The organism is Streptomyces sp. NBC_01439 (assembly GCF_036227605.1).
Lineage (GTDB): Bacteria > Actinomycetota > Actinomycetes > Streptomycetales > Streptomycetaceae > Streptomyces.
In genome coordinates this window covers 7,471,384-7,485,381 of record NZ_CP109487.1, presented here as the reverse complement: position 1 = coordinate 7,485,381, position 13,998 = coordinate 7,471,384, and the positions used below count along the sequence as shown (strand labels likewise).

The 13,998-nt window shown below is 71.6% G+C and carries 13 protein-coding genes; 5 read left to right on the top strand and 8 right to left on the bottom strand.

Annotated features, from left to right (window positions below):
- Positions 1-3: 3 nt before the first annotated feature.
- From OG207_RS34130 to pgsA, 3 genes are read right to left on the bottom strand one after another with little or no spacing between them, the layout of a single operon-like run.
- On the bottom strand, positions 4-1,176 hold the full coding sequence (locus tag OG207_RS34130; protein WP_329103963.1) for a glycosyltransferase family 4 protein: 1,173 nt from the start codon (positions 1,174-1,176) through the stop codon (positions 4-6).
- Entirely contained in the window at positions 1,176-2,078 is a 903-nt protein-coding gene (locus OG207_RS34125) for a phosphatidylinositol mannoside acyltransferase (RefSeq protein WP_329103961.1), read from the bottom strand. The genes OG207_RS34130 and OG207_RS34125 overlap by 1 nt, the downstream gene beginning before the upstream one ends.
- Complete coding sequence (pgsA, locus tag OG207_RS34120; protein ID WP_329103959.1) at positions 2,078-2,743, bottom strand: phosphatidylinositol phosphate synthase; 666 nt, start codon at positions 2,741-2,743, stop codon at positions 2,078-2,080. Before pgsA ends, OG207_RS34125 begins: the two co-directional genes overlap by 1 nt.
- Before the next feature lie 314 nt (positions 2,744-3,057).
- Between pgsA and OG207_RS34115 the strand changes: the two genes are divergently transcribed.
- The 3 genes from OG207_RS34115 (at position 3,058) to OG207_RS34105 (ending at position 7,527) form a co-directional block, all read left to right on the top strand.
- Entirely contained in the window at positions 3,058-5,253 is a 2,196-nt protein-coding gene (locus OG207_RS34115) for an elongation factor G-like protein EF-G2 (RefSeq protein WP_329103957.1), read from the top strand.
- Positions 5,254-5,382: 129 nt separating this feature from the next.
- Positions 5,383-7,062: a hypothetical protein gene (locus OG207_RS34110; protein ID WP_329103955.1), complete on the top strand. Its 1,680-nt coding sequence runs from the start codon at positions 5,383-5,385 to the stop codon at positions 7,060-7,062.
- A gap of 57 nt (positions 7,063-7,119) precedes the next feature.
- Positions 7,120-7,527: a J-domain-containing protein gene (locus OG207_RS34105; protein WP_329103953.1), complete on the top strand. Its 408-nt coding sequence runs from the start codon at positions 7,120-7,122 to the stop codon at positions 7,525-7,527.
- A gap of 21 nt (positions 7,528-7,548) precedes the next feature.
- Here the strand turns inward: OG207_RS34105 and OG207_RS34100 are convergent, their stop codons facing one another.
- Together OG207_RS34100 and thrS are read right to left on the bottom strand one after the other, a co-directional pair.
- A complete protein-coding gene (locus OG207_RS34100; RefSeq protein WP_329103951.1) occupies positions 7,549-8,109 on the bottom strand; it encodes an HIT family protein in 561 nt (186 codons plus the stop codon).
- A 145-nt stretch (positions 8,110-8,254) separates the two neighbouring features.
- Positions 8,255-10,231 (bottom strand): threonine--tRNA ligase, encoded by a 1,977-nt coding sequence (gene thrS, locus OG207_RS34095; RefSeq protein WP_329103949.1) that lies wholly within the window; start codon positions 10,229-10,231, stop codon positions 8,255-8,257.
- A 219-nt stretch (positions 10,232-10,450) separates the two neighbouring features.
- Here thrS and OG207_RS34090 point away from each other — a divergent pair, with 219 nt between their 5' ends.
- Both OG207_RS34090 and OG207_RS34085 read left to right on the top strand, forming a co-directional pair.
- Positions 10,451-10,957, top strand: a complete 507-nt coding sequence (locus tag OG207_RS34090) for a GNAT family N-acetyltransferase (RefSeq protein ID WP_329103947.1) — start codon at positions 10,451-10,453, stop codon at positions 10,955-10,957.
- A gap of 10 nt (positions 10,958-10,967) precedes the next feature.
- The gene (locus OG207_RS34085; protein WP_329103946.1) at positions 10,968-11,468 is read left to right on the top strand and encodes a DUF4232 domain-containing protein; all 501 of its coding nucleotides are present in this window, start codon (positions 10,968-10,970) and stop codon (positions 11,466-11,468) included.
- Positions 11,469-11,553: 85 nt separating this feature from the next.
- Here the strand turns inward: OG207_RS34085 and OG207_RS34080 are convergent, their stop codons facing one another.
- From OG207_RS34080 to OG207_RS34070, 3 genes are all read right to left on the bottom strand, one after another.
- On the bottom strand, positions 11,554-12,114 hold the full coding sequence (locus OG207_RS34080) for a hypothetical protein (protein ID WP_329103944.1): 561 nt from the start codon (positions 12,112-12,114) through the stop codon (positions 11,554-11,556).
- An 83-nt stretch (positions 12,115-12,197) separates the two neighbouring features.
- Positions 12,198-13,403, bottom strand: a complete 1,206-nt coding sequence (locus OG207_RS34075; protein WP_329103942.1) for a hypothetical protein — start codon at positions 13,401-13,403, stop codon at positions 12,198-12,200.
- Complete coding sequence (locus OG207_RS34070) at positions 13,403-13,981, bottom strand: DUF4365 domain-containing protein (RefSeq protein WP_329103941.1); 579 nt, start codon at positions 13,979-13,981, stop codon at positions 13,403-13,405. The genes OG207_RS34075 and OG207_RS34070 overlap by 1 nt, the downstream gene beginning before the upstream one ends.
- Positions 13,982-13,998: the final 17 nt, after the last annotated feature.

Sequence of the window (13,998 nt, the reverse complement as noted above, 5' to 3'; positions counted from 1 at the left end):
TCCTCAGGAGGACGTGGTGTCCTTCGAGAAGCCCAGGCGGGTGCGGAGCGGGACGCGTTCGTCCGCGGCCACCGCCGCGGCGCCGTCCGTCACCGTTTCGTAGACGGCCAGGATGTCCGCCCCGACCGTGGACCAGTCGAAGCGGCGCACGTGCGCCGAGCCGCGGGCGCTGAGCCCGGCCCGGCGCTCCGGGTCCCGCAGCAGGGCGATCGCCGCCGTCGCCAGCGCGTCGGAGTTCTCGTTGGCGAAGAGGTCGCCCGCCCCGCCCTGGTCCAGGACCTGGGCGAAGGCGTCCAGGTCGGAGGCGAGCACGGCCGCGCCCGCCGACAGGGCCTCGACCAGGATGATGCCGAAGCTCTCGCCGCCGGTGTTCGGGGCGACGTACACGTCCACGCTGCGCAGCAGCCGCGCCTTGTCCTCGTCCGAGACCATGCCGAGGAACTCGACCCGCTTGCGCAGGTCCGCGGACAGGGAGGCGACCGCCTCCTCCTCGTCGCCGCGGCCCGCCACGAGCAGCCGTACGTCCGGGCAGGCCTCCACGATCTTCGGGAAGGCCGCCATCAGCACCGGCAGGCCCTTGCGGGGCTCGTCGATCCGGCCGATGAAGCCCAGGGTCTGCCCCGACCAGTCGGGGTTGGGCTCGGCCTTGGCGAAGAAGTCCACGTCGACGCCGTTGGGGATGACGACCGCGTCGCCACCCAGGTGTTCCACCAGCGTGCGCCGCGCGTACTCGCTCACCGCGATCCGCGCGTTGATCTTCTCCAGGGCCGGCTGCAGGATCGGGTACGCCGCGATCATCGCCCGGGACCGGGGGTTCGAGGTGTGGAAGGTCGCCACGATCGGCCCCTGCGCCGCCCAGCAGGACAGCAGCCCCAGCGAGGGCGAGGCCGGCTCGTGGATGTGGATCACGTCGAAGGTGCCGTCGTGGAGCCAGCGCCGTACCCGGGCCGCCGACAGGAAGCCGAAGTTCAGCCGGGCCACCGAGCCGTTGTACGGGACCGGCACCGCCCGCCCGGCCGAGACCACGTACGGCGGCAGCGGGGTCTCGTCGTCCGCCGGGGCGAGCACCGACACCTCGTGGCCGAGGCGGATCAGGTGCTCCGCCAGGTCCCGGATGTGGAACTGGACGCCACCCGGCACGTCCCACGAGTACGGGCACACGATGCCGATCTTCACTACGGGCGCTCCTCCAGGTCGTCCAGCCACAGCCGCTGCAGCATGTGCCAGTCCTCCGGGTGCTCGGCGATGCCCCAGGCGAAGGCGTCCGCCATCGCCTGGGTCATGAGGGTGGTCTTCTCGGTCCGGGTCCCGGTCTTCGGCACCTCTACCTCGGGGTGGATCCGGCCGTACATCTTCGGCGTGTCGCCGTAGTGCAGGGTCGCCGGGAGCAGCACCGCGCCGGTCTGCTGGGCCAGCAGCGCCGGCCCGGCCGGCATGCGCGCCGTGGCGCCGAAGAAGTCCACCTCGACCCCGGAGGCCGACAGGTCCCGGTCCGCGACCAGGCAGACCAGGCCGCCGGAGCGCAGCCGCCGGGCGAGGGTGCCGAAGGCGGCGCCGCCGCTGTGCGGCAGGACCTCCATGCCCAGGCTCTCCCGGTAAGCCACGAAGCGGTCGTAGAGGGTCTCGGGCTTCAGCCGCTCGGCGACCGTGGTGAAGGGCGCCTCCATGTGACCGATGGCCCAAGCCCCGGCGAGGTCCCAGTTGGCGAGGTGCGGCAGGGCCACGACCACGCCGCGCCCGGAGTCGAGGGCCTCGCGCAGCAGGTGCTCGTCCCGGAACTCGACGTCGGTGCTGAAGCGCTCCGGGTCCATGGTCGGCAGCCGGAAGGATTCCATCCAGTACCGCATGTACGAGCGCATGCCCGCCTGCGACAGCTCGCGCAGCCGCTCCGGACCGGCGTCGGGCACCACCCGGGCCAGGTTCGACTCCAGCCGCAGCACACTCTTGCCGCGCCGCTTCCACGCGAAGTCGGCGATGCGCCGGCCCAGGGCCACGGCGGCCGGTTCGGGCAGCTTCTTGACACCGGCCCAGCCGAGTCCGTACAGCGAGTCGACCAGCTTGTCCTGTATGGCGCCCATCAGGCCGCGCCGCCTTCGGCGGACGCGGCCGCCGCGTCGGCCTCGGCCGACTCGCGGCGCACGGTGACCACCCGCTGGATCAGGGTGACGAGCGAGCCCACCGCCACGATCCACAGCGCGATCGGCAGCAGCACGCCGATCCAGGACGGCACACCGAAGGTCTGCAGCCCGGACAGGCCGGCCGCGACCAGCGAGATCACCAGCCTCTCGGCCCGCTCGATGAGCCCGTTGACGGCCACCGGCAGCCCGATCGACTCGCCGCGCGCCTTGGTGTACGAGACCACCTGACCGCTGGCCAGGCAGAAGATCGCCACCGCGCACAGTGCATTGTCGTTCCCGTTGCCCGCGTACCAGAGCGCGAGGCCGCCGAAGATCGCCGCGTCCGCCACCCGGTCGAGGGTGGAGTCGAGGAAGGCTCCCCACCGGCTGGAGACACCGGCCTGGCGGGCCATGTTCCCGTCCACCAGGTCGGAGAAGACGAAGAGGGTGATCGTGATCGTGCCCCAGAAGAACTCGCCGCGGGGGAAGAACCACAGCGCGCCGGCCACCACTCCGGCCGTGCCGATCAGGGTGACCGCGTCCGGGCTCACCCCCCGCCGGAGCAGAAATGCGGCGAATGGCGTGAGAACACGCGTGAAGAATGCACGCGCGTACTTGTTCAGCATGGCCTTCCCGGAGGGTCGCTGGGCCGCACGGCCACCACGGCCACCGGCTGGCCCATCGTAGCCAGCACGCCACCGCGCGAACGCCGCGCACCCACCGGTTCGTGTCACGTAAGACGTACTTCACGCCCCGGACCGCCTCCGGTGGGCCCCCGGTACCTCCCCGGTACGACGTATGGACGGGATGTGACACCAGTGCAAAGCTCGAAGAATCCCGCGTTCCGCCTCCGCGGAGGCGGCCGGGACACCCGATCCGGACACCTATCCCCCACACCACCCGACCCTCCTCACCGTCACCACCGGGAGGCACGAGCATCATGGGAGCCACATCACACCAAGCCGGAGCCGCCGGCAGGGCACTGACGGCCGACCGCCCCTCGTCCATTCGGAACGTCGTGCTGGTCGGCCACAGCGGATCCGGCAAGACCACGCTGGTCGAAGCCCTCGCCCTGACCGCAGGAGCGGTCAACCGGGCCGGCCGGGTCGAGGACGGCGCCACCGTCTCCGACTACGACGAGATCGAGCACCGCCGGCAGCGCTCCGTCCAACTGTCCCTCGTCCCCGTCGAATGGGGCGGAATCAAGATCAACATCCTGGACACCCCCGGATACGCCGACTTCGTCGGGGAACTCAGGGCCGGTCTGCGCGCCGCGGACGCGGCCCTTTTCGTCGTCTCGGCCTCGGACGGGATCGACGGCGCCACCCGCATGGTCTGGGACGAGTGCGAAGCCGTCGGCATGCCCCGCGCCATCGTCGTGACCCACCTGGAAGCCGCCCGCTCCGACTACGCGCAGATGACCACCGTCTGCGGCGAGATCTTCGGCGACGACGACCCCGACGCGGTGATCCCCCTCTACCTCCCCCTGCACGGCCCGCCCGGCCCCGACGGGCACGCCCCCGTCACCGGCCTGCTCGGCCTGCTCTCCCAGCGCGTCTACGAGTACGCCTCCGGCACGCGCGTGGAGCGCGACCCGGACCCGGCCGAGCTCGCCCTCATCACCGACGCCCGCGCCCGGCTGATCGAGGGGATCATCGCCGAGAGCGAGGACGAGAGCCTCATGGACCGCTACCTGGGCGGCGAGGAGATCGATCTCAAGACCCTCGTCGACGACCTGGAGCGGGCGGTGGCGCGCGGCACCTTCCACCCCGTCCTGATGGCCGCCCCCGCCGCCGACGGCGCCCGCCAGGGCCTGGGCACCGTGGAAGTCCTGGAACTGGTCACCGGCGGCTTCCCCACCCCCCTGGAGCGCGCCGCCGTCACCGTCACCCGCCCCGACGGCGCCGCCCGCCCGGACGTCACCTGCGATCCCGACGGCTCCCTCGTCGCCGAGGTCGTCAAGACCTCCTCCGACCCCTACGTCGGCCGGGTCTCCCTCGTACGCGTCTTCTCCGGCACCCTGAAGGCCGAGGAGACCGTCCACGTCAGCGGGCACGGCCTCGCCGACCGCGGTCACGAGGACCACGATGTCGACGAGCGGGTCGGCACCCTCTCCTCCCCCTTCGGCAAACAGCAGCGCGTCCTCACCCGGTGCATCGCCGGAGACCTGGCCTGCGTGGCCAAGTTGACCCGCGCGGAGACCGGCGACACCCTCTCCGCCAAGGACGACCCGCTCCTCATGGCGCCGTGGACCATGCCCGACCCCCTGCTCCCCCTCGCCATCGAGGCGCACAGCAAGGCCGACGAGGACAAGCTGTCCCAGGGCCTGGCCCGGCTCGTCGCCGAGGACCCGACCATGCGGCTGGAGCAGAACCCGCACACCCACCAGGTCGTCCTGTGGTGCCTCGGCGAGGCCCACCAGGACGTCGCCCTGGAGCGGCTGCGCACCCGCTACGGCGTGCAGGTCGACCCCGTCCCGCACAAGGTGAGCCTGCGCGAGACCTTCGGGGCCAAGGCCGCCGGGCGCGGCCGGCACGTCAAACAGTCCGGCGGCCACGGCCAGTTCGCCATCTGCGAGATCGAGGTGGAACCGCTCCCGCCCGGCAGCGGCATCGAGTTCGTCGACAAGGTCGTCGGCGGCTCCGTGCCCCGCCAGTTCATCCAGTCCGTGGAAAAGGGCGTACGGACCCAGGCGGCCCGCGGGGTCGCCGCCGGCTATCCGCTGGTCGACGTGCGCATCACCCTCCTCGACGGCAAGGCGCACTCGGTGGACTCCTCCGACGCGGCCTTCCAAACGGCCGGCGCCCTCGCCCTGCGGGAGGCCGCCGCCGAGGCCCGGATCGACCTCCTCGAACCGGTCGCCGAGCTCGCCGTCGTCGTCCCCGACGAGTACGTCGGCCCCGTCATGAGCGACCTGGCCGGCCGCCGCGGCCGTGTCGTGGGCACCGACCAGGCCACGCCGGGGCGCACCCGGGTCCGCGCCGAGATCCCGGAGATCGAGATCGGCCGCTACGCCGTCGAGCTCCGCTCCGTCTCGCACGGCACGGGCCGCTTCGCGCGGGCGTACGCACGCCACGAACCGATGCCGCCGCAGATCGCGGAAAAGGTGCGCGAACAGGCCGAGAAGGGAAGTTGATTGGTGTAGCACAGGGTCGGCCGCCCACCCAACCAGCTTGCGGTGGGCGGCATTTCCCTGTCCCATGACCATGGGGTGAGATCCGCCGATAGGCTCTTCGGCGCACCAAAAGAGCAGGAACGCACAGCGATGGGGGCAGCGGTGGCGGACGACGGATTCGACTTCAGGCCCGGAGCGCAGGTTCCGCTGCAGGGGGGCGGCGGGCAGACGGCGGCGACCAACGCCCTCGCCTCGGCCGCGTACCGGGACGGCGGCAAGGACAGCAAGCTCGAGAAGATACTCACCGCCAACAACGAGAACCACCCGGCGACGATCAAACCGCCCAAGATCTCCCTCTTCGAACCCAGCCTCGGCGAGGCCTTCTGCCGGGCCGTGGAGGCCCGTGCCCTCGGACCGGGCCGCAAGCCCCTCATCCAGTCCTTCGGCGCCGATCCGCAGACGGTGGTGGAGCACTGCCTGGCCGCCTCGCACATCCGCAAGGAACGCGACCGAAGGCTCCGGTTGATCATGCTGGTCTGCGGCGTGCTGTTCCTGCCCGGCCTGCTGCTGTGGCTGGGCCTCTTCCAGCTCCGCAAGACCCTGGCCGCCAAGGAGGGCAAGCACAGCTCCTGGATCGGCACCGTGGTCCTGGTCGGCATCGGCGCGGTAGCGGCCGTCCTGATGTTCAAGCTGCCGCTGACCGGCTTCCTCGGCCTGTACGCCCGCGGCATGATCATCGCCCCGGCCCTGGGCTGGCTGCTCGCCCGCCGCACCTGCGAGGCCACCGCCCGGGACCTGCGCGCCCGCTGGGACGGACTGCTGTCGGGCGGCGGGGTCGGCGCCAAGATCCCCGAGGCCGTACCCGGCAACCCCGACGAGAAGGCGCGCGAGGACCTGCGCCACCAGCTCGCCAAGCTCACCGCGGAGGACCGCAGCAACCAGGTCTTCTACGCCGGGCCCAAGGGGATCCTGGGCATGGGCACCCGATGGGGCAGCTGGCAGATGGCCGAGGAACTGGCCCCCAAGAGCGAGGGCATGGAGATCCATCCCTTCCGCAGCTGGGACGTCATACGCGGGATCGACGCCCAGCTCCGCAAGCTGGAGCGGGGCCCCCTGCACACCGGCGGCTTCCCGGCCGCCGCGATCCAGCACTGGATCGTCACCCCGATCGGCGAGGGCGCCGCCGAGGTGGCCCGCCCCACCGGCGAGAACGTGGACGCCTTCCTCATCAAGCCGCACGAGATCACCCGGATCTGCAACGAGCAGCAGTTCAGCGCCGGCAACCGGCACTACCTGGGCATCCAGTACCCGCTCTGGGACGGCCAGCTGGTCATCAACATGCTGGTCACGGTCACCGTGCTCTACAAGACGCTGCGCGTGGACGTCACCGCGCACGCCCTGGGCCCCGTACACGGACTGTTCACCAGCAAGTCCGCGGCTCCGACCGTGGAGGTGCCCAAGAGCATCCGCTTCTGGGAGACCGTGGAGCGCCCGCTGCCGCTGGTGGACGCCCAGGAGGTGGTGCGCCTCGCCGTGCGGGCCCCGCTGACCTGGTACCCGCCGCTCCTCGAGTTCTTCGGCGGCAAGCTGATCCTGCCCGAGCCCTTCGGCCTGCGCCACGTCTGGGCGAGCTCGATGTGGCGCCACCGCTTCATGGCGGACGACGCCCTGCGCACGGTGGCACCGGTCCTGCGGTCGATCCACGCGGCGACCTTCAAGGTGCTGGAGGAGAACGGCGTCGACACCGACCGCTTCACCAACCGCTCCTCGATCATGAGCGGGCTCGTCCAGGAGCCGTCCCCGCGCAAGGCCGACGTCTACGACGCGTGACGCACGGGGGCGCGCAGGCACGCGTGGGTAGGCTGGGGTGACGTCAGAGGAGGGACCATGACCGAGCGCAAACCACCGGGCGTCAGCTTCGAGTCCTTCGTGGACCGGCAGATCCGACAGGCCACCGAGCGGGGCGACTTCGAGAGCCTGCCCGGCTACGGCAAGCCGCTGGCCTCGCTGGACGCGCCCTACGACGAGCAGTGGTGGATCAAGGACAAGCTGCACCGCGAGGGCTTCGCCGTCCTGCCGCCGGCGCTCGCGCTGCGCAAGGAGGCCGAGGACGCCGCGGAGGAGGTCCGGGCGGCCCGCTCCGAACGCCAGGTGCGGGACCTCCTCACGGAGATCAACAAGAAGATCGCCGCGGCCCTGCGCAGGCCCCCGCCGGGCCCGCCCCTGGGCCTGACGGAGTTCGACGTCGAGGCCGAGGTGGAAACCTGGCGGCGGCGCCGCCCGGACCCGACCTGACCGGTCCTCACGGGACGGACCTCAGTCGACGGGCCAGGCGTCGGCGAGCATCTGGCGGGTGTCCGCCAGGAGTTGGGGCAGCACCTTGGTGTGGCCCACGACCGGCATGAAGTTCGTGTCCCCGCCCCAGCGGGGCACGATGTGCTGGTGCAGGTGCGCGGCGATGCCGGCGCCGGCGGCCGCGCCCTGGTTCATGCCGATGTTGAACCCGTGCGCGCCCGAGGCCTTGCGCAGCGCGACCATCGCCCGCTTGGTGAGGTCGGCGAGCTCGGCCGTCTCCGGCCCGTCCAGCTCGGTGTAGTCGGCGACGTGCCGGTACGGGACGACCATGAGGTGCCCACCGTTGTAGGGGTACAAATTGAGCACCGCGTAGACGTGCCGACCGCGCGCCACGATCAGGCCGTCCTGGTCCGACATCTCCGGAATCCCGCAGAAGGGACAGCCGTCCCCGGCCTCCGGGCCGGTCGGCTTGTTCTCCCCTTGGATGTAGGCCATCCGGTGGGGCGTCCACAGTCGCTGGAACGCGTCCTGCGTGCCCACACCGATCTGCTGCTCCGGCTGAGTCGTCATGGCGGCAAGCATATGACCTTGGCCTGGCGGACGAAGAAGGCCCCCGGAAAGTGATCACTTTCCGGGGGCCGAACCCCGCAGCGGCGGGGAGCAGACCATGAGCTGGCCGCCGTTCTACGGCTAGAGGGGGCCATCCCCGCGTCGGCGGGGACCAGAGTCACACCTGTACGCGGCGCTCCACCACGTCAACGAGCTTCGCCAGCGCTTGGTCACGCGGGATGCCGTTCTCCTGCGACCCGTCGCGGTAGCGGAAGGAGACGGTGCCCGCGGCCATGTCCTCGTCACCGACGATGATCATGAACGGGACCTTGAGCTTCTGGTGGTTCCTGATCTTCTTCTGCATGCGGTCGGAGGAGGCGTCCACGTCCACCCGCAGGCCCTGCTTCTTCGCCGCCGCGGCGAACTCCTGCAGGTACTCGACGTGCCCGTCGCCGATCGGGATGCCGACCGCCTGGACCGGGGCCAGCCACGGCGGCATGGCGCCCGCGTAGTGCTCCAGCAGCACGGCGAAGAACCGCTCGATCGAACCGAACAGCGCGCGGTGGATCATGACCGGGCGCTGGCGCGAGCCGTCGGGCGCGGTGTATTCCAGGTTGAAGCGCTCCGGCAGGTTGAAGTCGAGCTGCACGGTCGACATCTGCCAGGTGCGGCCGATGGCGTCCTTGCACTGCACCGAGATCTTCGGACCGTAGAAGGCGGCGCCGCCCGGGTCCGGGACCAGCGGGAGGCCCTGCTTCTCGGCGACCTGCGCGAGGACCGCGGTCGCCTCCTCCCAGGCCTCGTCCGAGCCGACGAACTTCTCCGGGTCCTTGGTGGACAGCTCCAGGTAGAAGTCGGTCAGACCGTAGTCGCGCAGCAGGTTCAGCACGAAGGTGAGGGTCGTGTCGAGCTCCTCCGCCATCTGCTCGCGGGTGCAGTAGATGTGCGCGTCGTCCTGGGTGAAGCCGCGGGCGCGGGTCAGGCCGTGGACGACGCCCGACTTCTCGTAGCGATAGACCGTACCGAACTCGAACAGCCTCAAGGGCAGCTCGCGGTAGGAGCGGCCGCGCGCGTCGAAGATCAGGTTGTGCATCGGGCAGTTCATGGGCTTGAGGTAGTAGTCGGTACCACCGTCGAGCTGCATGGGGGGGTACATGCCCTCCGCGTACCAGTCCAGGTGGCCGCTCTTCTCGAAGAGGGCGCCCTTGGTGGCGTGCGGGGAGTAGACGAACTCGTAGCCCTCCTCCTCGTGCCGCTTGCGCGAGTAGTCCTCCATCACCCGGCGGATGATGCCGCCGCGCGGGTGGAAGACGGCGAGGCCGGAGCCGATCTCGTCCGGGATGGAGAAGAGGTCGAGCTCGTTGCCGAGCTTGCGGTGGTCGCGCTTCTCGGCCTCGGCGAGAAAGTCGAGGTGGGCCTTCAGCTCTTCCTTCGACGGCCACGCGGTGCCGTAGATGCGCTGCAACATCGGGTTCTTCTCGCTGCCGCGCCAGTAGGCGGCCGCGTTGCGCATGAGCTTGAACGCCGGGATGGTGCGGGTGGTGGGCAGGTGGGGACCGCGGCAAAGGTCGCGCCAGCACAGGTCGCCGGTCTTCGCGTCCAGGTTGTCGTAGATGGTCAGCTCGCCGCCGCCCACCTCGACGTTCGCGCCGTCGTCGGTGGACGCGGAGCCCTTGATGCCGATGAGCTCCAGCTTGTACGGCTCGTCGGCGAGCTCCTCGCGGGCCGCCTCGTCGGTGACCACGCGGCGGGAGAAGCGCTGGCCGCGCTTCTGGATCTCCTGCATCTTCTTCTCGATGGCCTTGAGGTCATCGGGGGTGAAGGGGCGGGCGACGTCGAAGTCGTAGTAGAAGCCGTTCTGGACCGGCGGGCCGATGCCCAGCTTGGCCTCGGGGAAGAGCTCCTGCACGGCCTGCGCCATGACGTGCGCGGTCGAGTGGCGCAGGATGTTGAGGCCGTCCTCGGAGGAGATCTCCACCGGCTCGACGGTCTCGCCGTCCTGCACCTCGTAGGCGAGGTCCTTGAGCTCGCCCGCGATGCGCGCGGCGACGATGGTGCGCTCGCCGGCGAAGAGCTCGGCCGCCGTAGTGCCCGTGGCCACCACGCGCTCGTCCCGCTCGGAATCGCGTTGGATGATCACACGGACGTCTGACACCGGTCTCTCCTGACTCAGGGGGTGCGCGGGCGAACGCCGCGCGCCTGAATCGTACCGAGCGGAGTGGCTGCGCCGCTAAACGGTTACCACCCGGGCCTGCTCAGCGGGTCCCCCGCACCCCGGGCCATGGGGCACCGCCGCGCCGCGCCGCGAAGCCGTGGCCCCGCCCCACCCGAAACTCCGGGCCTGTCGGGGTGAGCCGCCGGTAGCGTGGCCCGCATGCCACAGATACGCACGCTGGACCTCACCGACGACGCCATCGCGGCAGCCGTGCACCGGATCGGGCGGGCCGCCTACGCGGTGGAGGCGGAGCTGATCGGCTTCGACGGCATCCCGGCGCTGGGCGAGGGCCTCGCCAGGATGCGGGCCCTACCGCTGAACTGGGTGGGTGCCGTCGCCGAGGACGGAGAGCCGGCCGGTTTCCTCGCCTGGGAGGAAACACCCGAAGGCATCTCCATCGACCGGTTGTGCGTGGCCCCGTCCTGGTTCCGCCGCGGCGTCGCCTCCCTGCTGCTGCGCCACGCCCTGACCGAGCTGTTCCCCGGCCGCTTGGTCGAGGTCACCACGGGCGCGGCGAACGCCCCCGCGGTGGCCCTGTACGAACGCTTGGGCTTCACCCGCGGCCGCGACTTCTCCCCCGTCCCGGGGCTGATCATGGCTTCCTTCGGCCGGGCCGCCACGGGCACCTCGTGGGATGGTGGAAGGGGATCTTCCGACCTGGCATGAGGTGACACCCATGAGCGTGACCAGGAAGGCGGCTGCCTTGGGCGCCGCAACGGCCCTGCTGGCGGGCGGACTGCTCGTCGGTACCCCCGCGGTGGCGGCGCCAGCCCCCGCGTGCACCGGGGACCTGCTCTCGGACTTGGGCGCGGAGCGTCCCGACACCACGCACGTGCGGTTCACGGTGGCCAACAACGGCCCGACCTGTCAGCTGCAGGGCTTCCCGACGGTCGCCCTCGCGGGCCAGGGCTCTCCGGACCAGAACAAGCCGCTGCGCGTCGTCCCCCGGGGCGAGGCCCGGCCGGTGCTGCTGCCCCCGGGCGGGACCGCCTCGACGGTCCTGACCTTCACCCCGGTCCTCGGCGAGGCGGACGGCTACTGCGCCTCCGGCGCAGACCCGACCGTCGCCCCCACGCTGGTGATCGGCGCCGCGGGCGTGGGCTTCCAGGTGGCCCCTTCCGACGGCGGCCAGTTCGCCCTGTGCGGCGACACCGTCCGCGCCACCGCCTACCGCTGAGCCCGCCAAGACTGTCCCGCGACCGGGCCGGGCCCGGTGAATCGCTCCACCACCGAAGTCCCGGAGTCCGCGGCGACCCGGCGCTCTAAGCGATGACGCGGAGGACCAGACCGACCCCGACGAAGAGGGCTGCCAGAGCAGACACGAGCTCCGGGAACGGCGTTCTCGTCCACGCCCTCCGCGGTATGTCGGCTCCGTCCCCGGTTCCCTCGCGCGCCCCGTTCAGCCAGCCCCAGATCTCACCCGCGGCTTTCGGCCCGCTGCCGACCACTCGACTGATCAGAGACCCCCCGAACGCGAATACATCGACGACGTGTCCGTCTCGGAGATGGATTTCCAGACCACCGTCATCACGGACGGACGCCCAGCGCACGGACTCCCGAGGGCAGGAGTACGTGAAGACGGGGTTGACGACGGTCAGGGTGGTCGAGCCGAGCAGCACGCGCGACGAAAGGAGTCGCTGGATGAAGGCGACGAGAGCCAGCAGAACAGCGGCTACGTACCAGGCCTCCCCGGCGCCGCCAACCGCGGCTCCCTTCAGTACGCAGATCGCCCCGCCCGTGTAGAGCACCGGAGGAAGAACCCTCGACAAGAGCTTCCACGACCTGGGACGAAGTACCACCGATCCCCCCTGCTGCCTCGTCACGCTTCACCCTTCGCTCTCGTCGACGGCACCGGTTCCGGTCATCGTGCGAAGCGTCCCCGATCGCTGCCGCCCCGCGCCACCCCTCAGTCGTCCGACGGCAGCACGTCCTCGGGGTCGAAGGCCGCGTCCAGGGACTTCATCAGCCGGTCCCGCTCGACCTCGTCCATCGGTACGGGCGTCACGTCCGCCGCGTCGGACAGCCGCCGGAAGCCGCCGCGGCGTTGCAGTCGTCCGGTGAGCCGGACCGGCAGGCCCACCAGGTGGGCGTGGCCCGCTATGCGGTACGCCTCCTCGTCGAGGGCCGCCCGGACGTACGGGACCTCCGCCCCGGCCAGCACCCGCAGCCGTACGGTTCCGCCTCCCCCGGCGGCCTTGCGCCGCATCCGCACCACGGCCCCGGCGAGCCGGACCGGTACGGCGGGTTCCGCGCGGGTGTAGCGGGCGGCGGCCTCGCGCAGCACGGGCAGGTCGCCCGGGGAGAACTCCACCGGCTCGGGGCGGGCCGCACAGCCGGCCGGGACCCCGGCCGCCGGCGCCCAGGCCAGGGTGATCCGGGCCCCCTCCGAGCCCCGGACCAGGGCGATGAGCGCTTCGGCGAGTTCCCGGCTGACCCCGGCGGCCACCGCCGCGTCGAAGGCCTCCATGCCTCCGGTGGCCCGCTGGTAGTCCACCGCCTCGCGGGCCGCGTGCAGGGCGTGGTGCAGCCGGGTCACGGGTCCCCGGCCGCCGTCCACGGGAACGTACGCGGTCAGCCGGCGTCCGCCCGGAGAGGGCCCCACCAGGACCCCGTCCAGGGCGCGCTCGGCCTGCGCCTGGTACCGGGCCCCGTAGTAGCCGGCCCGGGCCCGGTCGGCGAGGGCCCCCGCGAGCAGGAGCCGGCGGGCGGCCGAGCGCAGCTGCTCCTGCACGGACCAGGAGGCCTCGCCCCGGTACCCGTGGGGCCCCTCCGGGATCTCCCGGTCCCAGCGGATCTCGTCGCTGGGCACGCTCAGTCCGAGGAGCACCTCGCGCGCCGAGGGCAGTCCGCCGTGCGCCAGGGCGGTGAGCGCCTCCTCCAGCAGGTCCGTGCAGTCGGGGAAGGTGCGGCTCTCGGGGACGAGCAGGCTGGTGCCCGAGCGGCCGGGCGGGGTCCAGCGGCCGTACCGGCCGGCCGCGCCGCCGCGCCGCAGCCATCCGTGCCGGTGCAGCAGCGCTCCCAGCACCTGCGGGTCGACCTGCGCGGGATCGGGACCGCCCGGGGCGTACCGCGGGGACGGGAGCGGTTCGAGGTGCGGTGAGTGCAGGTTCATCAGGGTGTCCCTCCCGACCCGACCCGGGTCATGATCTCGCACAGCGCACGGTCGTCGAAGATCCGCGTGGTCGGGATCCGTACGGTGGTGCGGCGCCGGCCGGTCACGGGGTGTCCGGCGAGGTTGGTCCAGTAGCAGCAGTGCCTGAGGTCGAGCCGGTCGTGCCCGGCGGCGAGCCACTGGTCGCGGTCCCTCGGCACGAGCATCACGACGAGGATCTTGTGGACGGCGACGGGAGTCCGGGCCAGCTTCACCAGGTGCTCGTTGTCGAGGGTGAACCCGAAGGTGGCCCCGGCCGGCCGCGGCGGTATCTGGTAGGTCGCCTTGAGCTGCACCTTGATGGTGACCTCGTCGTCGACGACGTGTTCGGGCGCTCCGTGGGAGACGTGCCAGTCGATGCCGTTGTCGGGGAAGGGCTGGGAGAGCGAGCACCCGGCGGCGGCCGCGACGGCGTGCAGGTATCCCACCTGGAGGGTCTCCATGCAGGCGGTGGTGGCGAGCGTGCCGCGCAGGGCTCCGGTCCGCGGACCTGTCCCCTCGTGCAGCACCCCGCCCGGTTCGGGCTGTGTGAGCGCCATGGCGCCGGCTCCCCCAT

What these genes read in the sequence shown, in the direction of transcription:
- OG207_RS34125 (WP_329103961.1), bottom strand. Translation starts at nt 2,078, where the DNA reads ATGGGCGCCATACAGGACAAGCTGGTCGACTCGCTGTACGGACTCGGC.
- pgsA (WP_329103959.1), bottom strand. Translation starts at nt 2,743, where the DNA reads ATGCTGAACAAGTACGCGCGTGCATTCTTCACGCGTGTTCTCACGCCA.
- OG207_RS34115 (WP_329103957.1), top strand. Translation starts at nt 3,058, where the DNA reads ATGGGAGCCACATCACACCAAGCCGGAGCCGCCGGCAGGGCACTGACG.
- OG207_RS34110 (WP_329103955.1), top strand. Translation starts at nt 5,383, where the DNA reads ATGGGGGCAGCGGTGGCGGACGACGGATTCGACTTCAGGCCCGGAGCG.
- OG207_RS34105 (WP_329103953.1), top strand. Translation starts at nt 7,120, where the DNA reads ATGACCGAGCGCAAACCACCGGGCGTCAGCTTCGAGTCCTTCGTGGAC.
- OG207_RS34100 (WP_329103951.1), bottom strand. Translation starts at nt 8,109, where the DNA reads ATGCTTGCCGCCATGACGACTCAGCCGGAGCAGCAGATCGGTGTGGGC.
- OG207_RS34090 (WP_329103947.1), top strand. Translation starts at nt 10,451, where the DNA reads ATGCCACAGATACGCACGCTGGACCTCACCGACGACGCCATCGCGGCA.
- OG207_RS34085 (WP_329103946.1), top strand. Translation starts at nt 10,968, where the DNA reads ATGAGCGTGACCAGGAAGGCGGCTGCCTTGGGCGCCGCAACGGCCCTG.
- OG207_RS34075 (WP_329103942.1), bottom strand. Translation starts at nt 13,403, where the DNA reads ATGAACCTGCACTCACCGCACCTCGAACCGCTCCCGTCCCCGCGGTAC.
- OG207_RS34070 (WP_329103941.1), bottom strand. Translation starts at nt 13,981, where the DNA reads ATGGCGCTCACACAGCCCGAACCGGGCGGGGTGCTGCACGAGGGGACA.